Raw genomic sequence first — 26,346 nt, 5'->3', positions numbered from 1 at the left:
CGCGATTTTATCGCGCCCTTTTCATTACCAACCACTGAGAAAGCTGAATACCAGCCAGAATAAGCAGATGACGGTGATACCGGTCAGCAGCAGCGTGAGGAACAAACGCCCGCGCAGCACCACGCTGAAGACGATACCCAGCAGCACGGAGGCCGGCATCAAAGCCAGGAAAAACGGCCAGGTATAGAGAAGGAAAAACAAGGTATTAGAGCCGTAAACCATAAAAGGCACGGTAAACGCCAACCAATAGAAGACAAAGCCGCTGGTGCCGCCCAAAAAGGAGTACGAGGGTTCCTCTTGCTCGAGTTGGCTATCAATCACTAGTGGCGTGGCATTTTGCATAGCGTTCCCTGGTCTATTGGTTCGCTCTGCGGCGACTTGCTAGAGTAAAAAGCGCGGGGCGGGATCACGCCGCGCGCTTTTTGCGAATTCAGGGTTTGATAATAGCCTGACCACGCAGCAGGTCTAACAATTGCGCGGTCAAATTTGTTACCAATTGTTCACCATTAAGCCGGATATCCGGCCGTTCCGGCGCTTCATACACCGAGTCGATACCGGTGAAATTACGCAGCTCACCAGCGCGAGCCTTTTTGTACAATCCTTTTGGATCGCGAGCCTCACAAATCGCCAGCGGGGTGTCGACAAACACTTCGATAAACTGCCCCTCGGCCAACATTTCCCGCACCATCTGCCGTTCGGCACGGTGCGGTGAGATAAACGCCGTCAACACCACCAGCCCGGCATCCACCATCAGCTTGGCCACTTCGCCCACCCGGCGGATATTCTCGCGCCGATCGTCGTCAGAGAACCCCAAGTCGCGGCACAGGCCGTGGCGCACATTGTCGCCATCCAGCAGATAGGTGCTGACCCCCAGCTGATGCAGCGCCTGTTCCAGCGCGCCAGCCACGGTCGATTTACCCGAACCAGACAGGCCGGTAAACCATAGCACCACGCCCTGATGGCCGTTCGCGGCTTCGCGTTCCGCACGCGTTACCGCATGCGGGTGCCACACGACATTTTCGTCTTTCGCTAACTCAGCCTCGGCCACGTTAATTCCCCTTCAGCAGGTCACGCGCACCCCAGTGTGGGAAATGCTTGCGTACCAAGGCGTTCAGCTCCAGTTCAAAGGCGCTGAAATTACCTGCCGCCGTCGGATTATCCTGCTGCAAGGCTTCGCGGATCAACCCTGCGCCAACCGTGACGTTAGTCAAACGATCGATAAAGATCAGGCCGCCGGTATCATGATTCTGTTGATAGCTGTCCAGCACCAGCGGTTCGTCGAAGGTCAGTTCCACCAACCCAATGCCGTTCAAAGGCAACACATCGGCCTGATGCTGCGCCAGCGAGTTGATCTCCACCTGATGGCGAATGCTCTCAACGCGGGCACGAGTTTTCTTCCCGGCTATCTTGATGTCGTAGCTTTGGCCCGGCAACAGCGGCTGTTCTGCCATCCATACCACGTCCGCCAAGGCGCTTTGCGTGGCCTGCAGGGTTTCGCTGGCATCCACCAGCAGGTCGCCCCGGCTGATATCGACTTCGTCTTTCAGCACCAGCGTGATCGCTTCACCCGGCCCCGCCTCCTGCAGATCGCCATCAAAGGTCACGATGCGCGCCACGGTGGATTCAACGCCAGACGGCAGCACCTTGATGCGCTGGCCCACGCGAACCACACCGGCAGACAACGTCCCGGCATAACCCCGGAAATCGAGATTCGGGCGGTTGACGTATTGCACCGGGAAGCGCAGCGGCTGATGTTCACGCTCGCTGATCACATCCACGCTTTCCAACACTTCCAGCAGCGTCGGGCCGCTGTACCAAGGCATCTGGACGCTCTGGGTAGCCACGTTATCCCCGTCCAGTGCCGACAACGGGACGAATTTAATCTCCAAGTCGTTGGGCAACTGCTCGGCGAAGGTCAGGTAATCCTGTTTGAACTGTTCAAACACAGCCTGGCTGTAATCCACCAGATCCATTTTGTTCACCGCCACCACCAGATGGCGAATACCGAGCAGCGTGGCGATAAAACTGTGGCGACGGGTCTGATCCAGTACGCCCTTGCGCGCATCAATCAGCAGGATCGCCAAGTCGCAGGTCGAGGCACCGGTAGCCATATTGCGGGTGTACTGCTCATGTCCCGGCGTATCGGCGATGATAAATTTGCGCTTTTCGGTCGAGAAATAGCGGTAGGCCACGTCGATGGTAATGCCCTGCTCACGTTCTGCCTGCAGGCCATCCACCAGCAAGGCCAGATCGAGCTTCTCCCCTTGGGTGCCGATGCGTTTGCTGTCGGTATGCAAGGTTGAGAGCTGATCTTCGTAGATCTGACGGGTATCATGCAGCAAGCGGCCGATCAGGGTGCTTTTGCCGTCGTCCACGCTGCCACAGGTCAGGAAACGCAACAGGCTCTTGTGCTGCTGCGCGTGCAGGTAGGCTTCTACCCCGCCCTGTTCGGCGATTTGTTGTGCAATAACGTTGTTCATTCCGGCGGCTCCTTAGAAATACCCTTGGCGCTTTTTCAGCTCCATCGAACCGGACTGATCGCGGTCGATCATGCGGCCCTGACGTTCGCTGGTGGTGGAGACCAGCATTTCCTCGATGATCTCCGGCAGCGTCTGCGCAGAAGAATCCACCGCGCCGGTCAACGGCCAGCAGCCGAGGGTACGGAACCGCACCATACGCTGGCTGATCACTTCACCCGGTTGCAGATCGATACGATCGTCATCCACCATCATCAGCATGCCATCACGTTCCACCACCGGGCGTGGTTTGGCCAGGTAGAGCGGAACGATATCGATCTTCTCCAGGAAGATATATTGCCAGATATCCAGCTCGGTCCAGTTCGACAGCGGGAACACGCGGATGCTCTCGCCCTTGTTGATCTGGCCGTTATAGTTGTGCCACAGCTCCGGGCGCTGGTTTTTCGGATCCCAGCGGTGGAAGCGATCGCGGAAAGAGTAGATGCGCTCTTTGGCGCGGGATTTCTCTTCGTCACGGCGGGCACCACCGAAGGCAGCGTCAAAACCGTACTTGTTCAGTGCCTGCTTGAGGCCTTCGGTTTTCATGATATCGGTGTGCTTGGCGCTGCCGTGGACAAACGGGTTAATCCCCATCGCCACCCCTTCCGGGTTTTTGTGGATCAGCAGCTCGAAACCGTACTCTTTGGCGGTACGATCGCGGAATTGGTACATTTCGTTAAATTTCCAGCCGGTATCCACATGCAGCAGCGGGAACGGCAGCGTGCCCGGATAGAACGCCTTGCGCGCCAGATGCAGCATCACCGAGGAGTCTTTACCGATGGAATAGAGCATCACCGGATTGCCGAATTCGGCGGCCACTTCACGGATGATATGGATGCTCTCCGCCTCCAATTGCCGCAAATGAGTGAGTCGTTTTTGGTCCATAACAGATCCTTTAAGCCAAATTCACGACGGCCGGGCGCGCTGCCACTGCCGTCTGCGATTGATGCCCAAACCAGGCGATTTGATGATGTAACTCCACCACTTCACCGATCACCAGCAGCGCCGGTAACGGGGCCTGCCGAGTTAATTGTTCCAGCTGTTGCAAGGTGCCAGTCTGCACCTGTTGATCGGCCCGCGTACCCCGGCTGATCACGGCGACTGGCGTATCCGCATCACGGCCATGGGCGATCAGATTGCGGCTGATATCCGCCGCCTTCATGGTGCCCATGTAGATCGCCAACGTCTGACGCGCTCGCGCCAGTGCGGGCCAATCCAAGCCGTCGTCATCGTCGCGGCAATGGCCGGTAATAAAGGTCACGCTTTGGGCATGATCGCGATGCGTTAGCGGAATACCGGCATAGGCCGTAGCCCCTGCTGCTGCGGTTACGCCCGGCACCACCTGGAAAGGGATCCCGGCAGCGGCGGCCACCTGTAACTCTTCGCCACCCCGGCCAAAGATAAAGGGATCGCCGCCTTTTAACCGCACTACCCGCTTCCCCTGCTGCGCCAGTTCTACCAGCAGCCGATTGGTCTCTTCCTGGATCACCGAGTGCGCACCGGCGCGTTTGCCCACGCAGATACGTTCGGCGTCGCGACGCACCAAATCCAGCGTCTCTTCGCTCACCAGGTGATCGTAAAGCACCACGTCAGCCTGCTGCATCACCTGCAGCCCGCGTAGGGTCAACAAGCCGACATCGCCCGGGCCTGCCCCGACCAGTGCGATCTCACCTTGCGCCCCCTCATTACCCTGCGCAAAAGCCGTTAAATCCTGTTCCAACTGCTGCTGCGCCTGCTCCGTCTGGCCATTCACCACCAAAGTCGCGAAACGGCCGTTGAAGGTTTTCTCCCAGAAACGGCGTCTGGCCCCGATGGAAGCCAGCCGTTGCTTCACTTTGCCACGCAACCCTCCGGCCAGTTCCGCCATCTGCCCCAGGCTGGCAGGCAGCAATGCCTCCAGCTTCTCACGTAACATCCGCGCCAATACCGGTGCCTGGCCGCTGGAAGAAACGGCCACCACCAACGGTGAGCGATCGATAATCGACGGGAAGATAAAGGAGCAGCGCGGTTGGTCATCCACCACGTTAGCCAACACGCGGCGCTTATCCGCTTCGGCATACACCTCGGCGTTCAGCGCGCTATCGTCGGTAGCGGCAATCACCAGAAAGACGTCGTCTAACTGCTGCGGCACAAAGTTCTGCCCCAGCCACTCAACGCGCCCTTGCAGGTGTTGGTGCTCCAGCTCTGCTGAAAGCGCCTGCGCCACGATCCGCACTTGCGCCCCTGCGCGTAGCAGGAGGTCGACTTTGCGTGCAGCCACTTCGCCGCCGCCAACCACCAGCACTGGGCGTTGTTTCAGGTCGGCAAATATTGGTAGATAGTCCACAACGGCCTTTTCATATAACAGATTGATAGGGTGACTATACGGCGTGCGATTTGCCCCCTGAAATGACGAAAAGGCATGAGATGTTCTTAAATGGAATAAGGCTGTTGGCAGTGCGCCTAACTCGCTGTACGTAATGAGGTTACAGGTGTGGCCTTGATGTCTCCCCTACGGTCGAACATACGGTGCCACTAAACGTGGATAGCAGCGGTTTAGCGGCGAGCACCTAAGACAAAAATAGGACGCGAAGAAATTGTCTTATCGGCGCTGGCGTCCCATACTAACTACCGCAAAAATAATCGGTATCACCGCTGTCAGAGAAGGATTTTTCGGTATGTTTTCCCGCTTGTGCCTGAGAGCAGGGCTGTTGTTAGTCGCTCTCGGCAGTGCTGTAAGCGTTTCGGCCGCTACCAAACCCGTAAAAGAAGCCCCTATGGGCCAGTTCGCCGCTAAACAGATCCGCCATATCGCTACCTACTTCCCCGGCCGCATGGCGGGCAGCCCGGCAGAATTACTGGCCGCAGACTACCTGAAACAGCAGTTTACCGAGATGGGCTACCCGGCAGACACCCGCACCTTTGACGCCCGTTATCTCTACACCAACAAAGACACCAGTGAAAACTGGCGCAAGATTAGCGTCACCTCGGTGATTGCCACCAAAAAAGGTGAGCGGCCCCAGCAGGTCATCATCATGGCGCACTTCGATACCTATACCCCGCTTAGCGACGATGAGGTGGACAATAACCTCGGTGGCCTGACGCTACAGGGGGTCGATGACAATGCCTCCGGCGTGGGCGTGATGCTGGAGTTGGCCAACAGGCTGAAAAATATCCCCACCACCTATAGCCTGCGCTTTGTGGCCATGAGTGGTGAAGAGCTTAAGTCTGTAGGCGCTAAAAACTACCTTGGCCGTATGACGCCGGAGGAGCGGAAGAACACGCTGCTGGTGATTAACCTCGACAGCCTGATCACCGGCGATCGCCTCTATTTCCATTCTGGGCGTAACACCGAGCCGGAAGTGGTGGTCCGATCCCGCGATCGGGCACTGAGCATCGCCCACCGTTATGGCATTGAAGCGGCCATCAACCCAGGCAGCAAAGGTTTTCCAACCGGCACCGGTTGCTGTTCCGATCAGATCGTCTTCGATAACGCCAAAATTCCGGTGATGGCGGTAGAAGCCACCAACTGGTCGCTGGGGGATCGAGACGGTTACCAGCAGCGTGCTGTCAGCCCCAACTTCCCGCAGGGCATTACTTGGCATCGCCCGCAATACGACAATCTGCAATATCTGGAAACCCACCTGCCAGGGCGGATCGACAAGCGCAGCCGCGACAGCGTACGGATCCTGTTACCGTTGGTAAAAGAATGGGTGCAGGCGCATCCGGCCCCTGAGCCGAAGAAGAAACAGAAGAAATAATTGGACGTAAAATCGAGTACAAATTTTGTACTCACCATCTTGGTTAAGTATACTGAGAGAAACCCGTATTCGAGAAGAAACCAATGAGTACGCACAAAACCTTATCGCAACAAGCGACACGAGAGAGTCTCGGTTCACCTGATAGTTTCAAAGGAGGTGTTTGGGTGACTAAAAATGGAACCGCAGAATTATTCGTCCAAACGGCCTTGGAACGACAAGAGGAATTGGCTGCCTGGGAACAGGAACAGCAAACCCATGCACTGCTAAAACTGGTGCTGAAATCCAAGCAAGAAGTCGCCGAAGGGAAAGTCCTGACTCCTGATGAAGCATTAAAAAGGCTAAGGGCTGCAAGAGGTTAAGGAGTAACCACCCATGTATGAAGTGCGTCTGACCGAAACCGCATTTCAGTGCCTTGCCGATATAGAGTCGTTCAAAACAGCCACTATTGGCTCAGTGGATGCAGGGCACTTTGTAGACCAATTGCTCTTGGAAGCTACTGCCACGTTGCGAGAAGATCCCAAGCGCTATCGTTTTAACGCCACTTTGGCTGATTATGGCTTGGCACTACGAGAACGTCTGGATAAACACGAATACCGGACGCTGTATGAAATCACCGGTCATACCGTCGATATCTTGCTATTCTTGCATACCCGCCAAGATTTGACCCGCGCCCTCAGACGTCACATGTTATTGAGCTAGAACTTAATTAGTCGGGCCCTCGCAGAACCCGGTTCGTTAACTATGCGCTCATCAACCTTCGTGCAGACCACACTCGCGCTTCAGGCCGAAGAAGCGGGTTTCTTCCTCGCTCATGCCTTCCTCCCATTTACGGGTGGTATGGGTATCGCCCACCGACAGGTAGCCCTGATCCCACAGCGGGTGGTAGCTCAGCCCATGCTCGGTGAGATATTGGTAAATCTGGCGGTTATCCCAGTCGATGATCGGCAGGATCTTGAATACCCCACGCTGCACCGCCAGCACCGGCAGATTGGCACGGCTGCCCGATTGCTCACGGCGCAGACCAGCAAACCAGGTTTGCGCACCTAGAGTTTCCAGCGCGCGGTTCATCGGCTCAACTTTGTTGATTTGGTTGTACTGCTCAATGCCCTCAACGCCCTGCTCCCACAGCTTGCCGTAGCGCGCCTCTTGCCAGGCCGGTGAATGCTCGGCGCGGAATACCTGCAGGTTCAGGTTCAGTTGGTCGGCCAATTGGTCGATAAACTGGTAGGTTTCCGGGAACAGGTAGCCGGTATCGGTCAGGATCACCGGGATATCCGGCTTGATGCGCGTGACCAGATGCAGACACACCGCCGCCTGAATACCAAAGCTGGAGGAAAGCACAAACTCCCCCGGCAGATGTTCCAGCGCCCAGGCAACCCTCTCCTGTGCCGAAAGCTGCTCCAACTGGCCGTTGACGACCGCCAGGGCCAGCGCCTGCCCGGACTTCGGTAACGCGTTCAGCGCCGCCAGATCCAATTCAGCCATGATGCGATCTCCTGAAAGTGATGATGTGGCCCCTCACCCTAACCCTCTCCCACAGGGAGAGGGGACCGAATGTGCCCTCGTCGGCATATCACTCTACACAGCGACCGAAAGGCCCGGGATAAGGGAGGCTGGCTGCTCCGTAATAACATGCAGCCGCGAAAGTTATTCCCAGAAATCCTGCGCGGGATCCACCACCGGCCGGATAATCCCGGTTCGCACGGTGAAATCGCCAAAACCTTCGCCAGCGGTGCGTTCTGTTGCCCAACGCCCTACCAGTTGGTCGATGGTTTGCAGGATTTCCTCTTCGTTAATATTTTCCCGATACATGCGCGGAATACGCGTCCCTTCACGGTTACCGCCCAAATGCAGGTTGTAACGGCCAATCGCTTTACCAACCAGCCCAATCTCCGCCAGCAGCGCTCGGCCACAGCCGTTCGGGCAGCCGGTGATACGCAGCACCACGTGCTCATCGCCCACGCCATGCCGATGCATGATGCCTTCTACCTTGGTCACAAACTCCGGCAGGAAGCGCTCGGCCTCCGCCATCGCCAGTGGGCAGGTTGGGTAGGATACGCAGGCCATCGAATTCTTGCGCTGCTCGCTGATGCCGTCATCGATCAGGCCGTGCTGGCGCGCCAGGGCCTCGATCTTCGCCTTTTCGCTTTCCGGTACACCGGCCACGATCAGGTTCTGGTTGGCTGTCAGACGGAAATCGCCCTGATGGATCTTGGCGATCTCGGCCACGCCGGTTTTCAGCGGACGGCCTGGATAATCCAGCAGGCGACCGTTTTCAATAAACAGCGTCAGGTGCCAGTGGTTATCAACCCCTTTGACCCAACCGATGCGATCGCCGCGGCCGGTAAACTCATACGGACGCACCGGCGCAAAGGTGATGCCAGCCCGCTTTTCTACCTCGGCGCGGAAGGTATCAACCCCCACCCGCTCCAGCGTATATTTGGTTTTGGCGTTCTTACGGTCGGTGCGGTTGCCCCAGTCACGCTGGGTGGTCACCACCGCTTCGGCGACGGCCAGCGTATGTTCCAGCGGAATATAGCCAAACTCACTCGCCGTACGCGCATAGGTTTTCTTGTTGCCATGCTCGATAGACAGGCCGCCACCCACCAGCAGGTTAAAGCCCACCAGCTTGCCGTGCTCGGCAATCGCCACAAAGTTCATGTCGTTGGCATGCAGATCTACATCATTCTGCGGCGGGATCACTACCGTGGTTTTAAACTTGCGCGGCAAGTATGTCGCGCCCAGGATCGGCTCTTCGTCCGTGGTCGCGACTTTTTCTTTATCCAGCCACACTTCGGCATAGGCACGGGTACGCGGCAGCAGGTGCTCGGAGATTTTCTTCGCCCATTCGTACGCTTCCTGATGCAGCTCCGACTCCACAGGATTCGAGGTGCAAAGTACGTTACGGTTCACGTCGTTAGCCGTCGCCAGCGCATCCAGCCCCAGGCGGTTCAGTAACTGGTGCACCGGTTTCACGTTGCCTTTGACGATGCCATGGAACTGGAACGTCTGCCGGTTGGTGATACGGATGCTGCCGTACAGCGTGCTTTCTGCGGCAAATTTGTCGATCCCCAACCACTGTTGCGGGGAAATAATCCCGCCCGGCAGGCGGCAGCGCAGCATCATGGCGTGGCGCGGCTCGAGTTTTTGTTCGGCACGTTCGGCGCGAATATCGCGATCGTCCTGCTGGTACATGCCGTGGAAACGGATCAGCAAGAAGTTATCGCCGGTAAAGCCGCCGGTCAGACCGTCTTGTAAATCTTCGGCAATGGTTCCGCGCAGGAAGTTACTCTCTTTCTTCAGACGCTCGGCATCGGCCAGTTTGCCTTCAACCACCAGAGGCCCAGGGTGTTTATCACTCATTAGTAAACGTCTCGCTGATAACGGCGCTCAAGGCGCAGCTCGCTTAAGAATTCGTCTGCCAGCTCGGTATCCATACCACCGTGCTCGGCCACCAGTGCTAACAATGTGTTTTCAACGTCTTTCGCCATGCGGTTGGCATCGCCACAGACATAGATGTGCGCGCCCTGCTGGATCCAGTTCCAGATTTCCGCACCTTGCTCACGCAGCTTGTCCTGCACATAAACCTTATGTTGTTGATCCCGTGACCAGGCCAGATCGATACGAGTCAGCAGGCCCTCTTTCACATAACGCTGCCATTCGACCTGGTACAGGAAGTCTTCGGTAAAGTGCGGGTTGCCAAAGAACAGCCAGTTCTTGCCCCCAGCACCTTCGGCTTCACGCTGCTGCATAAAGGCGCGGAACGGAGCGATACCTGTGCCGGGGCCAATCATGATCACCGGAGTTTCCGGATTGGCGGGCAAACGGAAGTTGTCGTTATGTTCGATAAACACCCGCAGTTCGCCTTCTTCTTCCAGACGATCGGCCAGGAAGCTGGAAGCCCCACCGGCACGGCTGCGGCCATCAATGTCGTAACGCACCACGCCAACGGTGATGTGCACTTCGTTTTCATTCTCTGCCTGAGAGGAGGCGATGGAGTACAGGCGCGGCGTCAGCGGGCGCAGCAGGCTGAGTAACTGCTCTGCATTCAGGTCGGCCGGAGCCTGGCGCACCATGTCTACAATCGGGGTGTTATGGGCGTAGTGTTGCAGTTTAGGTTTGTCAGCCAGCAGGCTAATCAGCTGTTCGTCCCGCGACAGACCGGCATATTTTTCCACAATCAGCGTAGTGTTCTGCGTCAGTTCAAAGTGGCTGCGCAAAGCTTCACGCAGCGGCAGGGTTTGCCCCTCAACCTCAACCGGTTCGTCACCTTTCAGCCACAGCAGTTGTACCAGTTCATCCACCAGCGCCGGATCGTTGTCAAACCATACGCCCAAGGCATCGCCCGGCTGATAGCGCAGGCCGGAATCGCCTAAATCGATCTCGATATGGCGTACGTCTTTATCGGAAGCACGGCCAGTGATCTTTTGCTTGGCCGCCAGTTGCGCGGTCAGCGGCTGTTCTTTGCTGTAGGGGCTGCTGTCCAACTGATCGACCGCACCGCTGGCCAATGCCGCCGGAGCGCTGTTTTCCGCTGGTGCTCGAGCCTTCAGGACTTCCACCACCTGCTTACGCCAGGCGATAGCCAGTTCCTGATAATCCACATCCGCATCGATGCGCTCCACCAGGCGCTCGGCACCCAGCTCGGCCAGCTTGCCATCAAAGTCTTTGCCGGACTGGCAGAAATTCTCATAAGAGCTATCCCCCAGGCCAAACACCGCAAAGGCGGTTTCATTGAGTTTGGGGGCTTTTTTTGAATGCAGGAATTTGTGCAGCGCCACCGCTTCTTCCGCTGGTTCCCCTTCCCCTTGGGTGGAGGCGATCACCACCAGCAGACGCTCCTGGGCGATTTGCTTGAACTTGTAGTCACCGGCATTCACCAGGGTGACGCTCAACTTCGCCGCCAGCAGATCGTCGCGTAGCTGTTCGGCCAGACGGCGTGCGTTACCGGTCTGGGAAGCAGAAATCAGGGTGATGCTGGCCGCAGGGGCAGCTGCAACCGGTGCTGAAGCCACGCTTCCCGGCTGCTGGTTAACCATGCCCCAGAAGTAACCAGAGAGCCATGCCAGCTGCGTTGGGGAGTACCCGCCAATGACGGCCTGCAAACTCGCAAGCTGTTCGGGGGTCAGCGGGAGCAAAGATGTTGGAGGAACCTGAGTCGTCATCGCGGTACGGATATCCTATGCTTAGCCAGTGTCAGTCGCTGTAATTGTTGTTGTGTAATGTCCTGAAAAGACCAGGAGAGTTTGTAAGGTTACCGAGCGTCATTGCAACGATTAAATAAGGGATAGCAATAATTAATAACCAAAACGACTAAGCAGTTTTCCTGGTAAGGGATAGTGGCTAAATCGTTAGATATTTATTTTTAATTTATTGATATTTAACTAGTTAATTTTTCAAAGTTTGAATGAATCGCATTTGAGGTTGATAACCGCCTCCAATCGGCTCAATCCCGCCCAAATAAAAATGCCAGCAGCGCTACATGCTGCCCCCCAGGATCTCCCCTGAAGCAGCCCAAAAGATAGTAACCAGGGCCGCTTTCCGTTAGTATTCGGCGGTTTTTGAGTCAATGAGGCCGTAATAATGGCAACCACGCTATTTAAAGATTTTCAGTTTGAAGCCGCACACCATCTGCCAAACGTGCCGGAGGGCCATAAATGCGGCCGCCTGCACGGGCATTCGTTTATGGTGCGTATTGAAGTGACCGGGGAAGTGGACGCCCACACCGGTTGGGTGATGGATTTTGCCGAGCTGAAGGCCGCCTTCAAGCCGATTTGGCAGCGCCTTGATCACTATAATCTGAACGATATTCCTGGCTTGGAGAACCCGACCAGCGAAGTGCTTGCCGCCTGGATTTGGCAGCAGTTGAAACCGCAGTTGCCTGAATTGTCGGCAGTGATGGTCAAAGAGACCTGTACAGCAGGCTGCGTATATAAAGGTTAACAGGGCAAGGCTCAGGGTGAGGCGATTGGCTGCGGTGCGATCTCCCTCACCCTAACCCTCTCCCCAAGGAGAGGGAACCGATCGAGTTCGTTGATTGCTCAGCGTTTTACTTTCCTTTCTTGTTCTTACTCCCCTTTTCCGAAGCAGCACGACCCCACCAAAGGCTCTCCCCAAGGAGAGGGAACCGATCGAGTTCGTTGATTGCTCAGCGTTTTACTTTCCTTTCTTGTTCTTACTCCCCTTTTCCGAAGCAGCACGATCCCACCAAAGGCTCCGGGCAGCCCCCTCTCCCTGTGGGAGAGGGGTGGGGTGAGGGGCCGGTCTTAAGCGATATTCAAATACTTATGCGTCTGCATTGAAAGCCGCCAGTTGCGGGCAATGCAGGTCTCAATACACAACCGCGTCGCCTCTTCTTTTTGGCTGATCGGCTGCAAAGCGATAATACGGTGTTTTTCGTCGTGCAACGTTGCCAGCAACTCATCCAACGCCTCAATATCACGTTCACGCCCCACCGGATGCTTGATCTCATCGGCCCGCATCAGCGCCTGCTCTACCACCTTCAAACCACCGCGCATATTCACTTTGGGTGAAACGGTGACCCAGGTATTGGGGGAACAGAGAACTTCATGGGTGCCGCTGGTTTCAATCTGGCAGCCGTAGCCTGCGTTCTCAAACAGCTTGGTCAACGGGATCAGATCGTAAATACACGGCTCACCGCCGGTGATCACGATATGGCGTGCGGTATAGCCCTGCTGTTCAACCACCTCCAGCAACTGTTCTGCACTGGCGCTCCCCCAGGCATCACTCTCGGCAGTTTTCACCAGGATGCGTTGCATATCCACTTCCCGATCGGCGTCCTTTTCCCAGGTGTGTTTGGTATCGCACCAGCTGCATCCCACCGGGCAACCCTGTAGGCGAATAAAAATGGCCGGCACGCCGGTGAAATAGCCTTCGCCCTGCAAAGTCTGGAACATCTCATTAATCGGGTATTGCATCGCTTTCTCAATCTAGAAAAGTATCCCCGTCGCCTTTCAAGCTGCAGCGTTGTTACCTGCACATAGCTACTCGGCCCATCCCTGGGCCTCACCCCTTCGGGGCCGCTGTGTACAGCGTTCAAATCTGTTCCCGACAGATTTGTCACCCCAGTCACTTACCCAAAAGTAAGCTCCTGGGGATGAGTGAGCTTGTCGCCTAGCTGCAGCTTGAAATTCATAGGGTATAAAAAAAGCATTATCGCAGATCCCGACCGGGCGACCAAACCTGGAAAAGTGTATTAAATTTTGTCCGTTCGGCGGTGGCCAGCAGCTTTCTCCGGCTAACCCACTAATGGGTGACGTTTATTGCAGACTTAACACCAACCACCAATGTTATCCACCGCTCAAAACAAACATAAAATTAACATTTAAAACGAAAATATTTGACATAAAAGCGACTCTGACGCAGATGTATAGACAGGCAGGCACAAGTCGGGCGCAGTTCCGACGATCCATCAACATCCTATCTGCGTTTAAGGAAACTATGGCCCATTCCACCGAATTGAATATTCAGCAGGCTATCGACGACAGCAAATTTTCGCTGTTTCACTGGACCCTGATCATCCTGGGTTTCCTGATCCTGGCAATTGACGGTTACGATACGGCGGCGATGGGCTATATCGCCCCTTCGGTGGCCAAAGACTGGGGGATCGTGAAACAGGATCTGGGGCCGGTATTAAGCGCGGCGCTGCTTGGCCTTTCGTTGGGAGCCCTGGTTGCCGGGCCGATTTCTGACCGCGTTGGCCGCAAACGGGTGCTGGTGTTCTCCTGCCTGTTCTTTGGCCTTTCCAGCCTGGCCACCGCCTACGCGGGTTCACTCAACAGCCTGACGCTGTGGCGCTTCCTCACCGGGCTTGGCCTGGGTGCCGCCATGCCAAATGCCATCACGCTAATCTCAGAATATGCTCCGCAACGCTGCCGATCGCTGGCCATCAACACCATGTACTGCGGCTTTCCGCTGGGAGCGGCAGGCGGTGGTGCCATCTCTTCCTGGCTGATCCCCGCTTACGGCTGGCACAGCGTGTTGCTGCTGGGGGCCATTGCCCCGCTATTGCTCACCGTGCTGCTGATCCTGCTGCTGCCGGAATCGGTGAAATACATGGTTAACCGTGGTCAGGATGCCGCTAAAATCAAACAGATTGCCCAACGCTTTATCAGCCATAACATCAGCCATATCACCCGTTTCTACCTGTATGAGGACAAGCTGGCCCTGTCGAAGACCAGCGTCGGCCTGCTGTTCAGCCGCCCCTACCTGGTGGGGACACTGATGCTGTGGCTCACCTACTTTATGGGGTTGGTGATCTACTACGTATTGCTGAGTTGGATGCCGCTGTTGATGCAAGGGTTGGGGTATCAGCTTGAGCAATCGGCGATCCTGACGTCGCTGTTCACCTTTGGCGGTACGCTGGGGATCCTGATGGCCGGTTGGTTGATGGACCGTTGGAATGCCCACAAAGTGGTTTCCACCGGCTTTGCCATCAGCGCCCTGCTGATTGTGGCGATGGCCACCGAGGATAGCCAGATCGTGCTGCTCGGCACCTTTATCTTCCTGATGGGCATTACCATGAACGGCGCACAATCCGGCCTGCAAACCCTGGCTGCCACCTACTACCCAACGCACAGCCGCGCTACCGGTATTGCCTGGATGCAGGGCATTGGCCGCTTTGGCGGCGTGGCTGGCACCATGATGGCGGCTCAGCTACTGGCGATGGAGTGGCAGGTGCAGAGTATTTTGCTGTTCCTGGCGATCCCGGCGCTGCTAGCCAGCCTGGCCACGGTATTCAAGATGACGCGTTCAAGCGCATTGCAACCGGCTATCTAACCTATTGATTATATTAGCGGGCGCTGCATGCGGCGCCCCTACAAACCATTGTCTCCCAATCCCCCGGTAATACGTTTTTTTTATCGCTGCCGCTTAGTTGTAATCCATATGTAAAATTATTGTGATTTGTCGCTCAAAAATGACACTATTTTAATTCATTTTTGTAGAGCAGCTCACTGTTTTGCCATGTCCGGCTAATAGCCTTAATCCGAAAATAAAACATAACAACATGATTTAAAACACAAATAACCTTTGCTTATGCCATTTTTCTCAAATTATCGCCGCTGTTGCATATGCTTGTACATACAAGTATATGTTAATAAACCCCGCTCATTGTTATGGCCTGTGAGTTGCCGTCATAAGATGAGATTTGTACCGATACTGTTTGAGGAACTAGCTGTGACTGCAAATAACAAAGTTCGCCATGTTGATATTCGCGCGCCCCGCGGCACACAATTAAACGCCAAAAGCTGGCTGACCGAAGCGCCACTGCGCATGCTGATGAACAACCTCGATCCTGAAGTGGCTGAAAATCCACACGAACTGGTCGTTTATGGCGGTATCGGCCGCGCAGCCCGTGATTGGGACTGTTACGACAAGATCGTTGCCACCCTCAAAACCCTGGAAGACGACGAAACCTTGCTGGTGCAGTCCGGCAAGCCGGTCGGCGTGTTCAAAACGCACAGTAACGCCCCGCGCGTACTGATTGCCAACTCCAACCTGGTGCCTCACTGGGCCACCTGGGAACACTTTAACGAGCTGGATGCCAAGGGCCTGGCGATGTATGGCCAGATGACCGCTGGCAGCTGGATTTACATCGGTAGCCAGGGCATCGTGCAGGGCACTTACGAGACCTTCGTCGAAGCTGGCCGCCAGCATTACGACGGCAGCCTGAAAGGCCGCTGGGTGCTGACCGCCGGGCTGGGTGGCATGGGTGGCGCACAGCCACTGGCCGCTACCTTGGCCGGGGCCAGCTCGCTGAACATCGAATGCCAGCAGAGCCGCATCGATTTCCGCCTGAAAACTCGCTATGTCGATGAGCAGGCCACCGATCTGGATGACGCTCTGGCGCGCCTGAAAAAGTACTGCGCCGAAGGCAAAGCCATCTCGATTGCCCTGTGTGGCAACGCGGCAGAAATCCTGCCGGAGCTGGTCAAGCGTGGCGTGCGCCCGGACATGGTCACCGACCAGACCAGCGCCCACGACCCGCTCAACGGTTACCTGCCAAAAGGCTGGAGCTGGGAAGAGTATCGCCGCCGTGCACAAACCGAACCTGCAGTGGTGGTGAAGGCTGCCAAACAATCAATGGCCGAACACGTAGAAGCCATGCTGGCGTTCCAGAAAATGGGCGTGCCTACCTTCGATTACGGCAACAACATCCGCCAGATGGCCAAAGAGATGGGCGTTGATAACGCCTTTGACTTCCCGGGCTTTGTACCTGCCTATATTCGCCCGCTGTTCTGCCGCGGCGTCGGCCCGTTCCGTTGGGCTGCGCTTTCTGGCGATCCGCAGGATATCTACAAGACCGACGCCATGGTTAAAGAGCTGATCCCTGACGATGAGCACCTGCACCGTTGGTTGGATATGGCGCGTGAGCGCATCAGCTTCCAGGGTCTGCCAGCCCGTATCTGCTGGGTCGGCCTGGGCCAACGCGCCAAGTTGGGCCTGGCATTTAACGAAATGGTACGCCGCGGCGAACTCTCTGCTCCAATCGTCATTGGCCGTGACCACCTGGATTCCGGCTCGGTCGCCAGCCCGAACCGTGAAACCGAATCAATGAAGGACGGCTCTGATGCCGTATCCGACTGGCCGCTGCTCAACGCCCTGCTCAACACCGCCAGCGGTGCCACCTGGGTGTCTCTGCACCACGGCGGCGGCGTCGGCATGGGCTTCTCCCAACACTCCGGCATGGTGATCGTCTGTGACGGCACCGATGAAGCCGCCGAGCGTATCGCCCGCGTGCTGCATAACGATCCGGCCACCGGCGTCATGCGCCATGCCGATGCGGGTTACGAGATCGCTATCGACTGCGCCCGCGAGCAAGGTCTGAACCTGCCAATGGTTGCCGCTACTCAGGGAGAAAAAGCATGAACGCTCTGACTATCCGCCCAGGTAAGCTGACGCTTGCCGAACTGCGCCAGGTTTATCAGCACCCGGTCACCCTGACACTGGACGACAACGCCTATGGCGCGATCCAGCAGAGCGTTTCCTGCGTGGAACGCATTGTGGAAGAGAACCGCACCACTTACGGTATCAATACCGGCTTTGGCCTGCTGGCTTCCACCCGTATCGCCCGCGAAGATTTGGAGAACCTGCAACGTTCCATCGTGCTGTCACATGCAGCCGGTGTAGGTGCGCCTACCGATGACAGCCTGATGCGCCTGATTATGGTGCTGAAGATCAACAGCCTGTCGCGTGGTTTCTCCGGCATCCGTCTGGAGGTGATCCAGGCGCTGATGGCGCTGGTGAACGCCGAAGTGTATCCACATATCCCGCTGAAAGGCTCCGTTGGCGCTTCAGGCGATCTGGCCCCGCTGGCACACATGAGCCTGGTGCTGTTGGGCGAAGGTAAAGCCCGCTATCAGGGCGAGTGGCTACCAGCCACCGAGGCGCTGGCCAAAGCGGGTCTGAAACCGTTAACGCTGGCAGCCAAAGAGGGTCTGGCACTGCTGAACGGCACCCAGGTTTCCGCCGCCTTTGCGCTGCGTGGCCTGTTTGATGCCGAAGATCTGTTTGCTGCCGCCACCGTAACCGGCAGCCTGACCGTGGAAGCCGCGCTGGGATCTCGTAGCCCGTTCGATCCACGCATCCACGAAGTGCGTGGCCAGCGTGGGCAGATCGACGCCGCCGCCGCTTATCGCCACCTGCTTGGTGCGCGTAGCGCCGTGTCGGACTCACACGCCAACTGCGAAAAAGTGCAGGATCCTTACTCCCTGCGCTGCCAACCGCAGGTGATGGGTGCCTGCCTGACGCAGATCCGCCAGGCCGCAGAAGTGCTGGAGATCGAGGCCAACGCCGTTTCCGATAACCCGCTGGTGTTTGCAGAACAGGGCGATGTGCTGTCCGGCGGCAACTTCCACGCCGAACCGGTAGCCATGGCCGCCGATAACCTGGCGCTGGCGTTTGCCGAAATCGGTTCACTCTCCGAGCGCCGTATTTCACTGATGATGGATAAACACATGTCGCAGTTGCCACCGTTCCTGGTGGATAACGGCGGGGTGAACTCCGGCTTTATGATCGCCCAGGTCACCGCCGCCGCGCTGACCAGCGAGAACAAGGCACTGGCGCACCCGGCCAGCGTTGACAGCATCCCAACCTCGGCCAACCAGGAAGACCATGTCTCGATGGCACCGGCAGCGGGCCGTCGCCTGTGGGAAATGGCGGATAACGTCCGCGGCATTCTGGCTGTAGAATGGCTAGCGGCCTGTCAGGGGCTGGATCTGCGTAAAGGTCTGCAAACCACCGCAGGGCTGGAGCAGGCTCGGCATCTGCTGCGCGAGCATGTCGCCTACTACGATAAGGATCGGTTCTTCGCCCCCGATATCGAAGCTGCCAGCCAACTGTTGGCAGCAGGCCATCTGACCGCGCTGATCCCAGCCACCTTGTTACCTAGCCAGGCGTAACGCCTTTAGGCCGTGCCCCGTCAGTCTGGGGCACGGCCTATTACCCTGCACAATTCGTCCTCTATCCCGCCGGGGTTCGTTCCCCCAGTGCGGATAGCGCTGCCTGTCCGACAACTACATTATTAAAACGGAGAAGCAACATGCGTAATGAGAAACCCCAACTCCGGCGTGGCCTGAACGCGCGACATATCCGCTTTATGGCCCTGGGTTCGGCCATCGGTACCGGTCTGTTTTATGGTTCCGCTGGCGCGATTCAACTGGCTGGCCCGGCCGTACTGCTTGCCTATCTGGTGGGTGGTGCGGCGGTATTTATGGTGATGCGTGCCTTGGGCGAGATGGCGGTGCATCAGCCCGTCTCTGGCTCCTTTGGCCACTACGCCAGCCATTATCTCGGCCCGTTAGCGGGCTTCCTCACCGGTTGGACCTATACCTTTGAAATGGTGATCGTGGCTCTGGCCGACGTGACAGCCTTCGGCATCTATATGGGGCTATGGTTCCCAGACGTCGCGCAATGGGTCTGGGTACTGAGCATCATTCTGTTTATCGGCGCGCTTAACCTGTGCAGCGTCAAAGTGTTTGGCGAGATGGAGTTCTGGCTGTCGCTGATCAAGGTTGCCGCTATCGTGGCGATGATCATTGGTGGGGCTGCCGTTATGCTGTTCGGTTTCGGCGTCACGCAGGAAGCGACCGGTTTCAGCAATCTGTGGCAACACGGTGGCTTTATGCCTAACGGCATCGGTGGCGTCATTGCCTCCCTGGCGGTGGTGATGTTTGCCTTCGGCGGGATTGAAATTATCGGTATCACCGCCAGCGAAGCCAAAGATCCCGCCAAGGTGCTGCCCAAGGCAATCAACGCCGTGCCTGTCCGTATCCTGCTGTTCTACGTGCTGACCCTGCTGGTATTGATGTCTATCTATCCGTGGAACAGCATCGGCCAGAACGGTAGCCCGTTTGTCGAGATTTTCAGCCATATGGGCATCAGCTCGGCGGCTAACGTGTTGAACGTGGTGGTGATCACCGCCGCCATCTCCGCCATCAACAGCGACATCTTCGGCGCTGGCCGCATGATGTACGGCATGGCGCAGGATGGCCAGGCTCCTAAGGCCTTCACCAAGCTGACCGGTAACGGTGTACCTTGGATGACGGTGTTGGTGATGTCCATTGCCCTGCTGTTGGCCGTAGTGCTCAACTATCTGATCCCCAAACAGATCTTTATCATCATTGCCTCCATCGCCACCTTTGCCACGGTATGGGTATGGCTGATGATCCTGCTGTCGCAGATCGCCATGCGCCGCACGCTTACTAAAGATGAAGTGGCCAAGCTGAGCTTCCCAGTCCCTTGGTGGCCGGTAGCTCCTGCATTGGCAACGGCGTTTATGGTGTTCGTCATCGGCCTGCTCGGTTACTTCGAGGAAAGCCGTATCGCGCTGTATGTCGGGCTAATCTGGGTAGCCTTCCTGACGCTGGCTTATACGTTGTGGGTACGCAAAAAAGGTGGGGAAACTCCTGTCGTAGTCTCAACAGAAAGCCGCTAAAAACCAGCCCACCAGCCTCGACTCATGAGGCTGGTGGCCGCTGCAGCAGGTTTACTGGCAACGCGCCAGCGCCTGATTGATATCCGCCTTCAAATCTTCAACATCTTCCAGTCCTGCAGAAAGCCGGATCAGCCCGTCGCTGATATGGTGCCGCCGGCGTTCTTCGGCACTATAGGCGGAGTGCGTCATACTCGCCGGATGCTGTGCCAACGATTCGCAATCCCCCAGGCTCACCGCCCGCAGGATCAGATTTAGTCCGTTGAGGAAGCGGATCCCGGCTTCCATTCCCCCTTTCAGCTCAAAGGCCAACATCCCGCCAGGGCGGCTCATCTGCTGGCTGGCCAAGCCATGTTGCGGGAAGTTCTCCAATCCAGGGTAATAAACTCGCTCCACCGCCGGATGCTGTTCCAACAGCTCTGCCAACTGCTGAGCGTTGTCGCAATGGCGCTCCATGCGCAATGGCAGGGTTTTCAGGCCACGTAGCAGCAAAGACGCATCCTGAGCTGACAGCACCGCTCCGGTCATGTCCTTCAAACCGACCAGGCGGATCTCCTGCGCCAACTCAGCCTTGGCGATCACCAGCCCGGCCAGCAGATCGCCATGCCCACCCAGATATTTGGTGGCGGAGTGCACCACCATATCCGCCCCCAACGCCAGCGGCTGTTGCAGGTATGGCGTGCAGTAGGTGTTATCTACCAGCAACTGCGCCCGTGGTTGCCCGTGAGTGATTTCGGCGATGGCCGCAATATCGATCAGGCGCATATTCGGGTTGGCTGGCGTTTCGCAATATACCAACCGGGTACGTGGCCCGATGGCCTTCGCCAGTTGGTCTGGACGTGTCAGGTCAACGTGGGTGATATTCACGCCGTAACGCGCCAGGCCATGATGGAAGTAGCTGAAGGTGCAGCCATAAATCGTCTCATCGACGATCAGTTCATCGCCCGGTGCCAGCAACGTCCAACAACAGGCAGTGATCGCTCCCATGCCGGAGGAGAAGGCTACGGCGGCCTCTCCGCCCTCCAGGTTGGCGATGCGCTGCTCCAGTAAATTCAGCGTTGGATTGGCAATACGCGAGTAAAAATAGCCAGGCTCGGTACCAGCGAAACAGGCACCGCCATATTCCGCGGAGGGAAAGGTAAAGGTCGAACTCATAAAAACCGGTGGGCAAAGCGCACCCAGAAATTGCTGCGGATCATAACCGTGATGAATGGCGCGTGTGGCGAACGCCTGTTTGGATTGCATTGACATAGAGCTGTCCTGTTGGGGGAAGAAAAGTTGCCGTCAGCTTTCCGCTGGCAACGTCGAGGTTCGCAACCGCTGGCCGATGATTTGCAACGTGCGCAACACCAGCATCAATCCCAATAGCGTGTCCGGCTGGCGCAGCAGCGCATAGACCGAACGGTAGTTGGCGGGCGAGGTGTTCAATTGCAGCTCGCTATGCGCCATCTTCAGCGCCATGCCGCCCTCCCAACCCGCAGCGACCACGCCTTCGAACACCCCGGCCAGTTTTTCCACCAGCGCGTTGTCCGCAATATCCGTTATGTCAGACAGCAACGACAGCAGATCGACCACGTTATCCAGCCTGCCGGTCGCCAGCAGCGGATCAAGCTTGGCTAACAGGGCATCTAACGGCTGTGCTTGCGATGAGTCCATATTTCCTCCGTTCAAATCAGTCCGCGCACGGTGGCCCAGTACAGGCCACGGTTAAACCCGTTGCGCAACATGCCGCCCAGCTTAGTGGCAGGTGTGGGGATCACGTCATGGCGATAGTCGTAAACCAACGGCATACCGGCCTGTAGCCCCATTTGGGCGATGGCCTGCACCTTGCCGTCGTAATGGGTGTGGGGCTGGCCTAAGCGCAGTTCCGCGACGATATTGTCGGCAATCACCGGGGCCTGGTTATGGCAGGAACCGCCCGCCTTGCTGACCGGCAGATCGACGGTATCGCCAATCACATAAACGCCCTGCTGGCCATAAACCTGCAGCGTCTGGTGATCGGTGGGGAGCCAGCCTTCGCCGTTATCGATATCGCTCAGCCCGGTGTTGCGCACCGCTTCCACCGCACGGATCGGCGGGGTAGCCATCAGGATGTCGAAGGGTTGTTCGTCACCCTCAGAGGAATAGGCAATGCGCCGTTCGCTATCCACTTTGCTTAGGGTAAAACCGCGCTGATGCTTGATATCGCGGGCCGCAAAAATGCTGGGCAGAGCCTCGCCGGTGGGGCGTTGTAGGAACAGGCAGTTACGCAGGAGCTGTGAAATGGTCGGGTAGGTATAAACAATTTCAACGTTGTTACGCACCCCGCGCCGCCGCAGATAGTCATCCAGCATCAGGGTGGTTTCTATCGGGGCAATACCACATTGGTGCGGTACGTTGGGCGTTTGTGGGAATGACACCGTGATAAAAATGCGCCCTTTCTCGATAGTGGCCAACTTTTGCGCCAACTGGCGAGCCGCCTGATATTGGTAAAAGTGATCGCCCGCCTGGGCCAATCCTTCAATCTGTTCTGGCCAGGGTACGCAGCCGGTGGCAAAGACTAAAAAGTCGTAGTGATATTTATTGCCACTGCGGGTATAAATACAACGCTGGGATAAATCGAATTGTTCAGCCTTATCAACAATAAACTGTATCTCTGGCCGTAATAGACTTTGCTGTGGCCTGGTCAGTTCTTGTTTGAAAAAAGCATTAAAGGCGACATACATAAACGCGGGCTTGTAATAATGCACCGGTGAGTCAGAAATCATCATGATTTCAACCTGATTATTGATAACCTCCCGGTGTAACTTGGCGGCCAAGAGATTGGCCAGTATGGTACCTCCCGTACCACCACCTACAATAATTATCCTACTTCGCATTCCAACCTCTCAGTCTGTATGCAACAAAGTACGATAGCCAATGGCATTATTCCACCAGCTCTATTTAAGGTATTTAATCGAGGGGGAAAGCAGATATTTCCCTGATAGATTTTAGAGTCTAGTAGCTAACAACTATAAGACATAATAAAAAAGAATATAAAAATGGGATTTTTATTACAGCAATAAAATCATGGTGTTATAAAAATTAAAACCACAATAAATACCATGATAATTAGTTGAATGCTATAAATTGCATGTCGCAGCTATATCACTGTCGTGGTTTTCCTGGCAGATCTAGTTATTATGCTGCTGACATGCTCCATCCAGGCTATAACCCACCATCGCCATATACAGGCTAAAGTAGCGCTCTGCCATCTCAATAAACGAGCTATTCAACTCAATCAGCACGTTATTTTTAGTGGTGAGCAGGCCCGATTTTTCCGCCGCCAGCAGGATCCGATTGATATGCGTACGGGACACCGAGCTAAACTTGGCGATCTCCGCCGAGGACAAAAACAGCATGTGGGAATTGTGGCGGATACTTTCCATAAATAGCATCAGCAACACCATATGGCCCGCATCTTTAGTAATAAATAATGCGGCCTGTGGTACCAGATCGTTCAGATAGATCTCCTGTATCATCAGTTGGCCGTAAACCTTGAAGAACGCAGGTAAAAACCAGCTCTGATCCAGCAGGTCGGCAACCGGAATTTCGGGGGCCAACGTTTGATAGGGCAACGCCATCGAGGAAACCAGCTCATGGGTTTGGCGCAGGGCATTCGGGGTAGGCCTAAACAACAGCGTGCGCCGGTCTTGATCGTCCTTCTTGACCTCTAGCCAGCGCCCAACGCGCAGGAAGAACAGAAACGAATCCAACGCGTTCTCGCTGATAATATCTTTGCCTTTAAAAAAGGCTTTAACATCCTTCAGGGCTGCCTCGCCTTGAGTGTAATAAATGGCCAGCAGAGTCGAGCAGATAATAAAGCGGCTGTTACGAAAGATGATTTTGTAGAACATGGGATGATTCCGATAGGTTTCATCTATCAGCACGCCGTGTTTAATTATCGCCTGATGGAACCGCCCCGAGCTTCTTATCTTGGTGGCTCGTTGTGCCAATTCTAGTTCGATCTGATGTTTAGTGGGTGTCATCTTATTCTCTATTTGACCACAAGGTGCGGCCTGTTATTTCCGTACGGCATATTGCTGATCGACCGCATTACCCTGATCATCGATAATGGCGGCGTTGACCATCGCTGAAGAGATAGCCCCCGATTGAACAATATCATTAATCCGATACTTTTTACTGCCGTAAGGCGGCGTCATCATATCGCTCTCTTGTTGCACCGGATAATCCTGCTGGCCAACGCGCAGCGCAAGACGGGAAAAAGAGAGATAAACCGGCGATGGGTTATCGCACAGCAAGACGTAATGATTATCTTCCTTTTGCAGGGTGAACACCGGCTTAGGGGCATCCTTCTCGGCCGCGACCACCGCCTTGGGCCGATAGAAAATCTTCATCTGGGTGTTCATCGCCATGGTCACGCTAGGCTGCAGCGGGGGGATCACCGGGCGCGTCGGTGGGATTTCGTACAGATTAATCCAGAAGACCGATTCCCGATCCTTTGGCAGTGACTGCTGGTTATAAATCAGCCTCAGCCCTTTCATGGTCTTGGGCTGCATGCTAAATACCGCTGGCAAGCTGACAAAAGGCGCTGTTGATTGTTCAGGGGCCGCATTGACATCCCCATCGTCTACCCAGGTTTGCACCACGATCGGGTAGTCGTTGGTATTGAGGAGCATCAAGCTTTTTTCATTATCGCCCTCACGAAAAATCACTCGCGTCGCGGAGGCAATAATGCCGGCCTGAGCCAACATTGCAGGTAACAAGCCAGCGAGCAGCAGTAGCGTACAGACGATTCTCTTCATAATTTTCCTACTGCACCTTGACCCAAACATACGCCTTGGCATCAACCTTGCCCGCCGTAACGGTCTGCCCCGGCAAGCGCGATAATGTGGCTGTCAACTGCGTGGTGTAATGGGTATACCCCGTCGCGGTGCTGCCCCCGTTGCTTGCGCCATCGAGAACAGGGTACCAACCCGCATTGTTACCCTGCGGGCACTGGCCAGCACTACAGCGGGCCCAGCCGACAAAATTCATTGGTGTACCGTTGCTACTGTTAGAGAGCGCAATTCCCACGCCGGTCGCTACACTGCTGTCCGTGCCATAACCGTCAGAGAGCAGATAGCTGACGCCCCCGCTAGCGTTGACCAGACCAAGCTGTTGCGCCAGAGCAAAGCTGGCATAAGGGACTTGCAGGCCCAGGGCGGTGCGATTGGTGCTAATCCCCGAAACGGCAGCATTATCACATTCAATATTGATGGTGAATTGGGCCTGAGAAGTTCGCCCCGCGGTTAATTGGCCGACGGAAAGCGTCGGCAGGATCACCAGCGGCGTGACGTTGCGTGCCACACAGGTGGCGGTGTAAGAAAGGGAAGAAATCGGCGACGTTCCCATCCCCATCGCATTCCAACGCCCAGTACCCCAGGTCGAATAGTTGGTGGCCGAATCGCTACCGATAGGATCTGACGCAATGCCCGGCCCTTGGAAGGTCACATAGCCATTAGGCTGGATGCAAGTATAGTTCGAATTACCCGTGGTGGAAGCCATACCACTCAATGGATTAGACGCGCTGTAACCACAGTAGTTACTGGCACCACGGCCGGGGAGTGAACTGATGCGGATCAGATCGGCCCGGATGGGGCTGAAATCCTTGACCCGGATCTGGATCTTGTCACCCACCGTGGCATAACGGGTGATCGGCGTTGCCTGCCAGTAACGGGTAAATACCTTGCCCGAATCCAGATGGGTTAGCCGAATGCCGACATAGGGAAAGTAGGTGGCATAATAATTGGGGTTGCCGTCTGCCGCCCCTAAATCATAATAGCCCCCCACCCGGTCGTCACCGTTGGTGGCAAACACTTCAAAAATCTGCCCGACGTCACTGGCATCGCACTGATACAAGACTTTGTTCGGATCCGGGTAACGGACGCCGGAGGTGAAATCAAACACGCTACTGCCCAGCGGCGTGCCTACGGGCTGCAGGTATGTGCTGGTCAGGTTGATACGCCCCAGGCCGACCCCGACGCCACAGGCGTCGCAACCGGAGTCAATAGCTGGAGAAACGCGGGTGCATCTGGCCGCCGCTGGCAGGCCGATCCCTGCAAGTAGGCTCCCCAATAGCGCCAACCGCAGCAATGAAAATAACTTCATGGAATAA

Annotated in this window: 23 protein-coding genes; 8 read left to right on the top strand and 15 right to left on the bottom strand. The window is 56.1% G+C overall.

Annotated elements, in window-relative coordinates; genetic code table 11:
• Nucleotides 1-24: 24 nt before the first annotated feature.
• From WN53_RS12655 to cysG, 5 genes are all read right to left on the bottom strand, one after another.
• Complete coding sequence (locus WN53_RS12655) at nt 25-342, bottom strand: DUF3561 family protein (RefSeq protein ID WP_024485714.1); 318 nt, start codon at nt 340-342, stop codon at nt 25-27.
• A gap of 88 nt (nt 343-430) precedes the next feature.
• Nucleotides 431-1,048, bottom strand: a complete 618-nt coding sequence (gene cysC / locus WN53_RS12650; RefSeq protein ID WP_024485713.1) for an adenylyl-sulfate kinase — start codon at nt 1,046-1,048, stop codon at nt 431-433.
• A 1-nt stretch (nt 1,049) separates the two neighbouring features.
• Complete coding sequence (gene cysN / locus WN53_RS12645; RefSeq protein ID WP_024485712.1) at nt 1,050-2,480, bottom strand: sulfate adenylyltransferase subunit CysN; 1,431 nt, start codon at nt 2,478-2,480, stop codon at nt 1,050-1,052.
• 12 nt (nt 2,481-2,492) lie between these two features.
• A complete protein-coding gene (cysD, locus tag WN53_RS12640; RefSeq protein WP_024485711.1) occupies nt 2,493-3,401 on the bottom strand; it encodes a sulfate adenylyltransferase subunit CysD in 909 nt (302 codons plus the stop codon).
• 10 nt (nt 3,402-3,411) lie between these two features.
• Nucleotides 3,412-4,842 (bottom strand): siroheme synthase CysG, encoded by a 1,431-nt coding sequence (gene cysG, locus WN53_RS12635; protein ID WP_024485710.1) that lies wholly within the window; start codon nt 4,840-4,842, stop codon nt 3,412-3,414.
• A 331-nt stretch (nt 4,843-5,173) separates the two neighbouring features.
• On the opposite strand from cysG, the gene WN53_RS12630 reads away from it, so the two are divergent.
• From WN53_RS12630 to WN53_RS12620, 3 genes are all read left to right on the top strand, one after another.
• On the top strand, nt 5,174-6,256 hold the full coding sequence (locus WN53_RS12630) for an aminopeptidase (RefSeq protein WP_024485709.1): 1,083 nt from the start codon (nt 5,174-5,176) through the stop codon (nt 6,254-6,256).
• Nucleotides 6,257-6,339: 83 nt separating this feature from the next.
• Nucleotides 6,340-6,615 (top strand): hypothetical protein, encoded by a 276-nt coding sequence (locus tag WN53_RS12625; RefSeq protein WP_024485708.1) that lies wholly within the window; start codon nt 6,340-6,342, stop codon nt 6,613-6,615.
• Between the two features lie 13 nt (nt 6,616-6,628).
• Entirely contained in the window at nt 6,629-6,955 is a 327-nt protein-coding gene (locus WN53_RS12620; protein WP_037412844.1) for a type II toxin-antitoxin system RelE/ParE family toxin, read from the top strand.
• Nucleotides 6,956-7,006: 51 nt separating this feature from the next.
• Here the strand turns inward: WN53_RS12620 and cysH are convergent, their stop codons facing one another.
• The 3 genes from cysH to cysJ form a co-directional block, all read right to left on the bottom strand.
• Nucleotides 7,007-7,741 (bottom strand): phosphoadenosine phosphosulfate reductase, encoded by a 735-nt coding sequence (gene cysH, locus WN53_RS12615; protein WP_024485706.1) that lies wholly within the window; start codon nt 7,739-7,741, stop codon nt 7,007-7,009.
• Nucleotides 7,742-7,903: 162 nt separating this feature from the next.
• Nucleotides 7,904-9,619: an assimilatory sulfite reductase (NADPH) hemoprotein subunit gene (cysI, locus tag WN53_RS12610; RefSeq protein WP_024485705.1), complete on the bottom strand. Its 1,716-nt coding sequence runs from the start codon at nt 9,617-9,619 to the stop codon at nt 7,904-7,906.
• A complete protein-coding gene (gene cysJ / locus WN53_RS12605) occupies nt 9,619-11,421 on the bottom strand; it encodes an NADPH-dependent assimilatory sulfite reductase flavoprotein subunit (RefSeq protein WP_024485704.1) in 1,803 nt (600 codons plus the stop codon). The genes cysI and cysJ overlap by 1 nt, the downstream gene beginning before the upstream one ends.
• 418 nt (nt 11,422-11,839) lie before the next feature.
• Here cysJ and queD point away from each other — a divergent pair, with 418 nt between their 5' ends.
• Nucleotides 11,840-12,199 carry a 6-carboxytetrahydropterin synthase QueD gene (gene queD / locus WN53_RS12600; RefSeq protein ID WP_021179400.1) on the top strand — a complete coding sequence of 120 codons (360 nt, stop codon included), beginning with the start codon at nt 11,840-11,842 and terminating at the stop codon, nt 12,197-12,199.
• Nucleotides 12,200-12,522: 323 nt separating this feature from the next.
• Here queD and queE read toward each other — a convergent pair whose 3' ends face one another.
• Complete coding sequence (gene queE / locus WN53_RS12595) at nt 12,523-13,194, bottom strand: 7-carboxy-7-deazaguanine synthase QueE (protein ID WP_021179399.1); 672 nt, start codon at nt 13,192-13,194, stop codon at nt 12,523-12,525.
• Nucleotides 13,195-13,717: 523 nt separating this feature from the next.
• Between queE and WN53_RS12590 the strand changes: the two genes are divergently transcribed.
• The 4 genes from WN53_RS12590 to WN53_RS12575 all read left to right on the top strand — a co-directional run bounded on the left by WN53_RS12590 (nt 13,718) and on the right by WN53_RS12575 (nt 20,213).
• Nucleotides 13,718-15,055 (top strand): MFS transporter, encoded by a 1,338-nt coding sequence (locus WN53_RS12590; protein WP_024483428.1) that lies wholly within the window; start codon nt 13,718-13,720, stop codon nt 15,053-15,055.
• A 399-nt stretch (nt 15,056-15,454) separates the two neighbouring features.
• A complete protein-coding gene (gene hutU / locus WN53_RS12585) occupies nt 15,455-17,146 on the top strand; it encodes a urocanate hydratase (protein ID WP_024483429.1) in 1,692 nt (563 codons plus the stop codon).
• The gene (gene hutH / locus WN53_RS12580; RefSeq protein ID WP_024483430.1) at nt 17,143-18,678 is read left to right on the top strand and encodes a histidine ammonia-lyase; all 1,536 of its coding nucleotides are present in this window, start codon (nt 17,143-17,145) and stop codon (nt 18,676-18,678) included. The genes hutU and hutH overlap by 4 nt, the downstream gene beginning before the upstream one ends.
• A gap of 140 nt (nt 18,679-18,818) precedes the next feature.
• The gene (locus WN53_RS12575; protein WP_024483431.1) at nt 18,819-20,213 is read left to right on the top strand and encodes an amino acid permease; all 1,395 of its coding nucleotides are present in this window, start codon (nt 18,819-18,821) and stop codon (nt 20,211-20,213) included.
• Between the two features lie 51 nt (nt 20,214-20,264).
• On the opposite strand, the gene WN53_RS12570 is transcribed toward WN53_RS12575, so the two are convergent.
• The 6 genes from WN53_RS12570 to WN53_RS12545 all read right to left on the bottom strand — a co-directional run bounded on the left by WN53_RS12570 (nt 20,265) and on the right by WN53_RS12545 (nt 26,339).
• Nucleotides 20,265-21,461 (bottom strand): methionine gamma-lyase, encoded by a 1,197-nt coding sequence (locus tag WN53_RS12570; RefSeq protein ID WP_024483432.1) that lies wholly within the window; start codon nt 21,459-21,461, stop codon nt 20,265-20,267.
• A 33-nt stretch (nt 21,462-21,494) separates the two neighbouring features.
• Entirely contained in the window at nt 21,495-21,866 is a 372-nt protein-coding gene (locus tag WN53_RS12565) for a hypothetical protein (protein WP_024483433.1), read from the bottom strand.
• 11 nt (nt 21,867-21,877) lie between these two features.
• A complete protein-coding gene (locus tag WN53_RS12560; protein ID WP_024483434.1) occupies nt 21,878-23,068 on the bottom strand; it encodes an NAD(P)/FAD-dependent oxidoreductase in 1,191 nt (396 codons plus the stop codon).
• Between the two features lie 294 nt (nt 23,069-23,362).
• Complete coding sequence (locus tag WN53_RS12555; protein ID WP_024483435.1) at nt 23,363-24,217, bottom strand: cyclic nucleotide-binding domain-containing protein; 855 nt, start codon at nt 24,215-24,217, stop codon at nt 23,363-23,365.
• A 33-nt stretch (nt 24,218-24,250) separates the two neighbouring features.
• Entirely contained in the window at nt 24,251-24,994 is a 744-nt protein-coding gene (locus WN53_RS12550) for a fimbrial biogenesis chaperone (protein ID WP_024483436.1), read from the bottom strand.
• Nucleotides 24,995-25,001: 7 nt separating this feature from the next.
• Nucleotides 25,002-26,339, bottom strand: a complete 1,338-nt coding sequence (locus WN53_RS12545) for a fimbrial protein (RefSeq protein ID WP_037411496.1) — start codon at nt 26,337-26,339, stop codon at nt 25,002-25,004.
• Nucleotides 26,340-26,346 lie beyond the last annotated feature (7 nt).

Origin of the sequence: Serratia fonticola (genome assembly GCF_001006005.1) — a bacterium.
GTDB lineage: Bacteria > Pseudomonadota > Gammaproteobacteria > Enterobacterales > Enterobacteriaceae > Chania > Chania fonticola.
Note: the sequence above shows the minus strand (reverse complement) of the source record. Positions and strands in the feature narration are given on the sequence as shown.

Excerpts from the sequence above, each read along its gene's own strand:
- WN53_RS12560 (WP_024483434.1), bottom strand. The coding sequence starts at position 23,068 with ATGCGAAGTAGGATAATTATTGTAGGTGGTGGTACGGGAGGTACCATA.
- WN53_RS12590 (WP_024483428.1), top strand. The coding sequence starts at position 13,718 with ATGGCCCATTCCACCGAATTGAATATTCAGCAGGCTATCGACGACAGC.
- WN53_RS12565 (WP_024483433.1), bottom strand. The coding sequence starts at position 21,866 with ATGGACTCATCGCAAGCACAGCCGTTAGATGCCCTGTTAGCCAAGCTT.
- WN53_RS12555 (WP_024483435.1), bottom strand. The coding sequence starts at position 24,217 with ATGACACCCACTAAACATCAGATCGAACTAGAATTGGCACAACGAGCC.
- queE (WP_021179399.1), bottom strand. The coding sequence starts at position 13,194 with ATGCAATACCCGATTAATGAGATGTTCCAGACTTTGCAGGGCGAAGGC.
- WN53_RS12630 (WP_024485709.1), top strand. The coding sequence starts at position 5,174 with ATGTTTTCCCGCTTGTGCCTGAGAGCAGGGCTGTTGTTAGTCGCTCTC.
- WN53_RS12550 (WP_024483436.1), bottom strand. The coding sequence starts at position 24,994 with ATGAAGAGAATCGTCTGTACGCTACTGCTGCTCGCTGGCTTGTTACCT.
- WN53_RS12620 (WP_037412844.1), top strand. The coding sequence starts at position 6,629 with ATGTATGAAGTGCGTCTGACCGAAACCGCATTTCAGTGCCTTGCCGAT.
- queD (WP_021179400.1), top strand. The coding sequence starts at position 11,840 with ATGGCAACCACGCTATTTAAAGATTTTCAGTTTGAAGCCGCACACCAT.
- WN53_RS12575 (WP_024483431.1), top strand. The coding sequence starts at position 18,819 with ATGCGTAATGAGAAACCCCAACTCCGGCGTGGCCTGAACGCGCGACAT.
- cysJ (WP_024485704.1), bottom strand. The coding sequence starts at position 11,421 with ATGACGACTCAGGTTCCTCCAACATCTTTGCTCCCGCTGACCCCCGAA.
- WN53_RS12570 (WP_024483432.1), bottom strand. The coding sequence starts at position 21,461 with ATGTCAATGCAATCCAAACAGGCGTTCGCCACACGCGCCATTCATCAC.
- WN53_RS12545 (WP_037411496.1), bottom strand. The coding sequence starts at position 26,339 with ATGAAGTTATTTTCATTGCTGCGGTTGGCGCTATTGGGGAGCCTACTT.
- cysD (WP_024485711.1), bottom strand. The coding sequence starts at position 3,401 with ATGGACCAAAAACGACTCACTCATTTGCGGCAATTGGAGGCGGAGAGC.
- WN53_RS12655 (WP_024485714.1), bottom strand. The coding sequence starts at position 342 with ATGCAAAATGCCACGCCACTAGTGATTGATAGCCAACTCGAGCAAGAG.
- cysH (WP_024485706.1), bottom strand. The coding sequence starts at position 7,741 with ATGGCTGAATTGGATCTGGCGGCGCTGAACGCGTTACCGAAGTCCGGG.
- WN53_RS12625 (WP_024485708.1), top strand. The coding sequence starts at position 6,340 with ATGAGTACGCACAAAACCTTATCGCAACAAGCGACACGAGAGAGTCTC.
- cysI (WP_024485705.1), bottom strand. The coding sequence starts at position 9,619 with ATGAGTGATAAACACCCTGGGCCTCTGGTGGTTGAAGGCAAACTGGCC.
- hutH (WP_024483430.1), top strand. The coding sequence starts at position 17,143 with ATGAACGCTCTGACTATCCGCCCAGGTAAGCTGACGCTTGCCGAACTG.
- cysN (WP_024485712.1), bottom strand. The coding sequence starts at position 2,480 with ATGAACAACGTTATTGCACAACAAATCGCCGAACAGGGCGGGGTAGAA.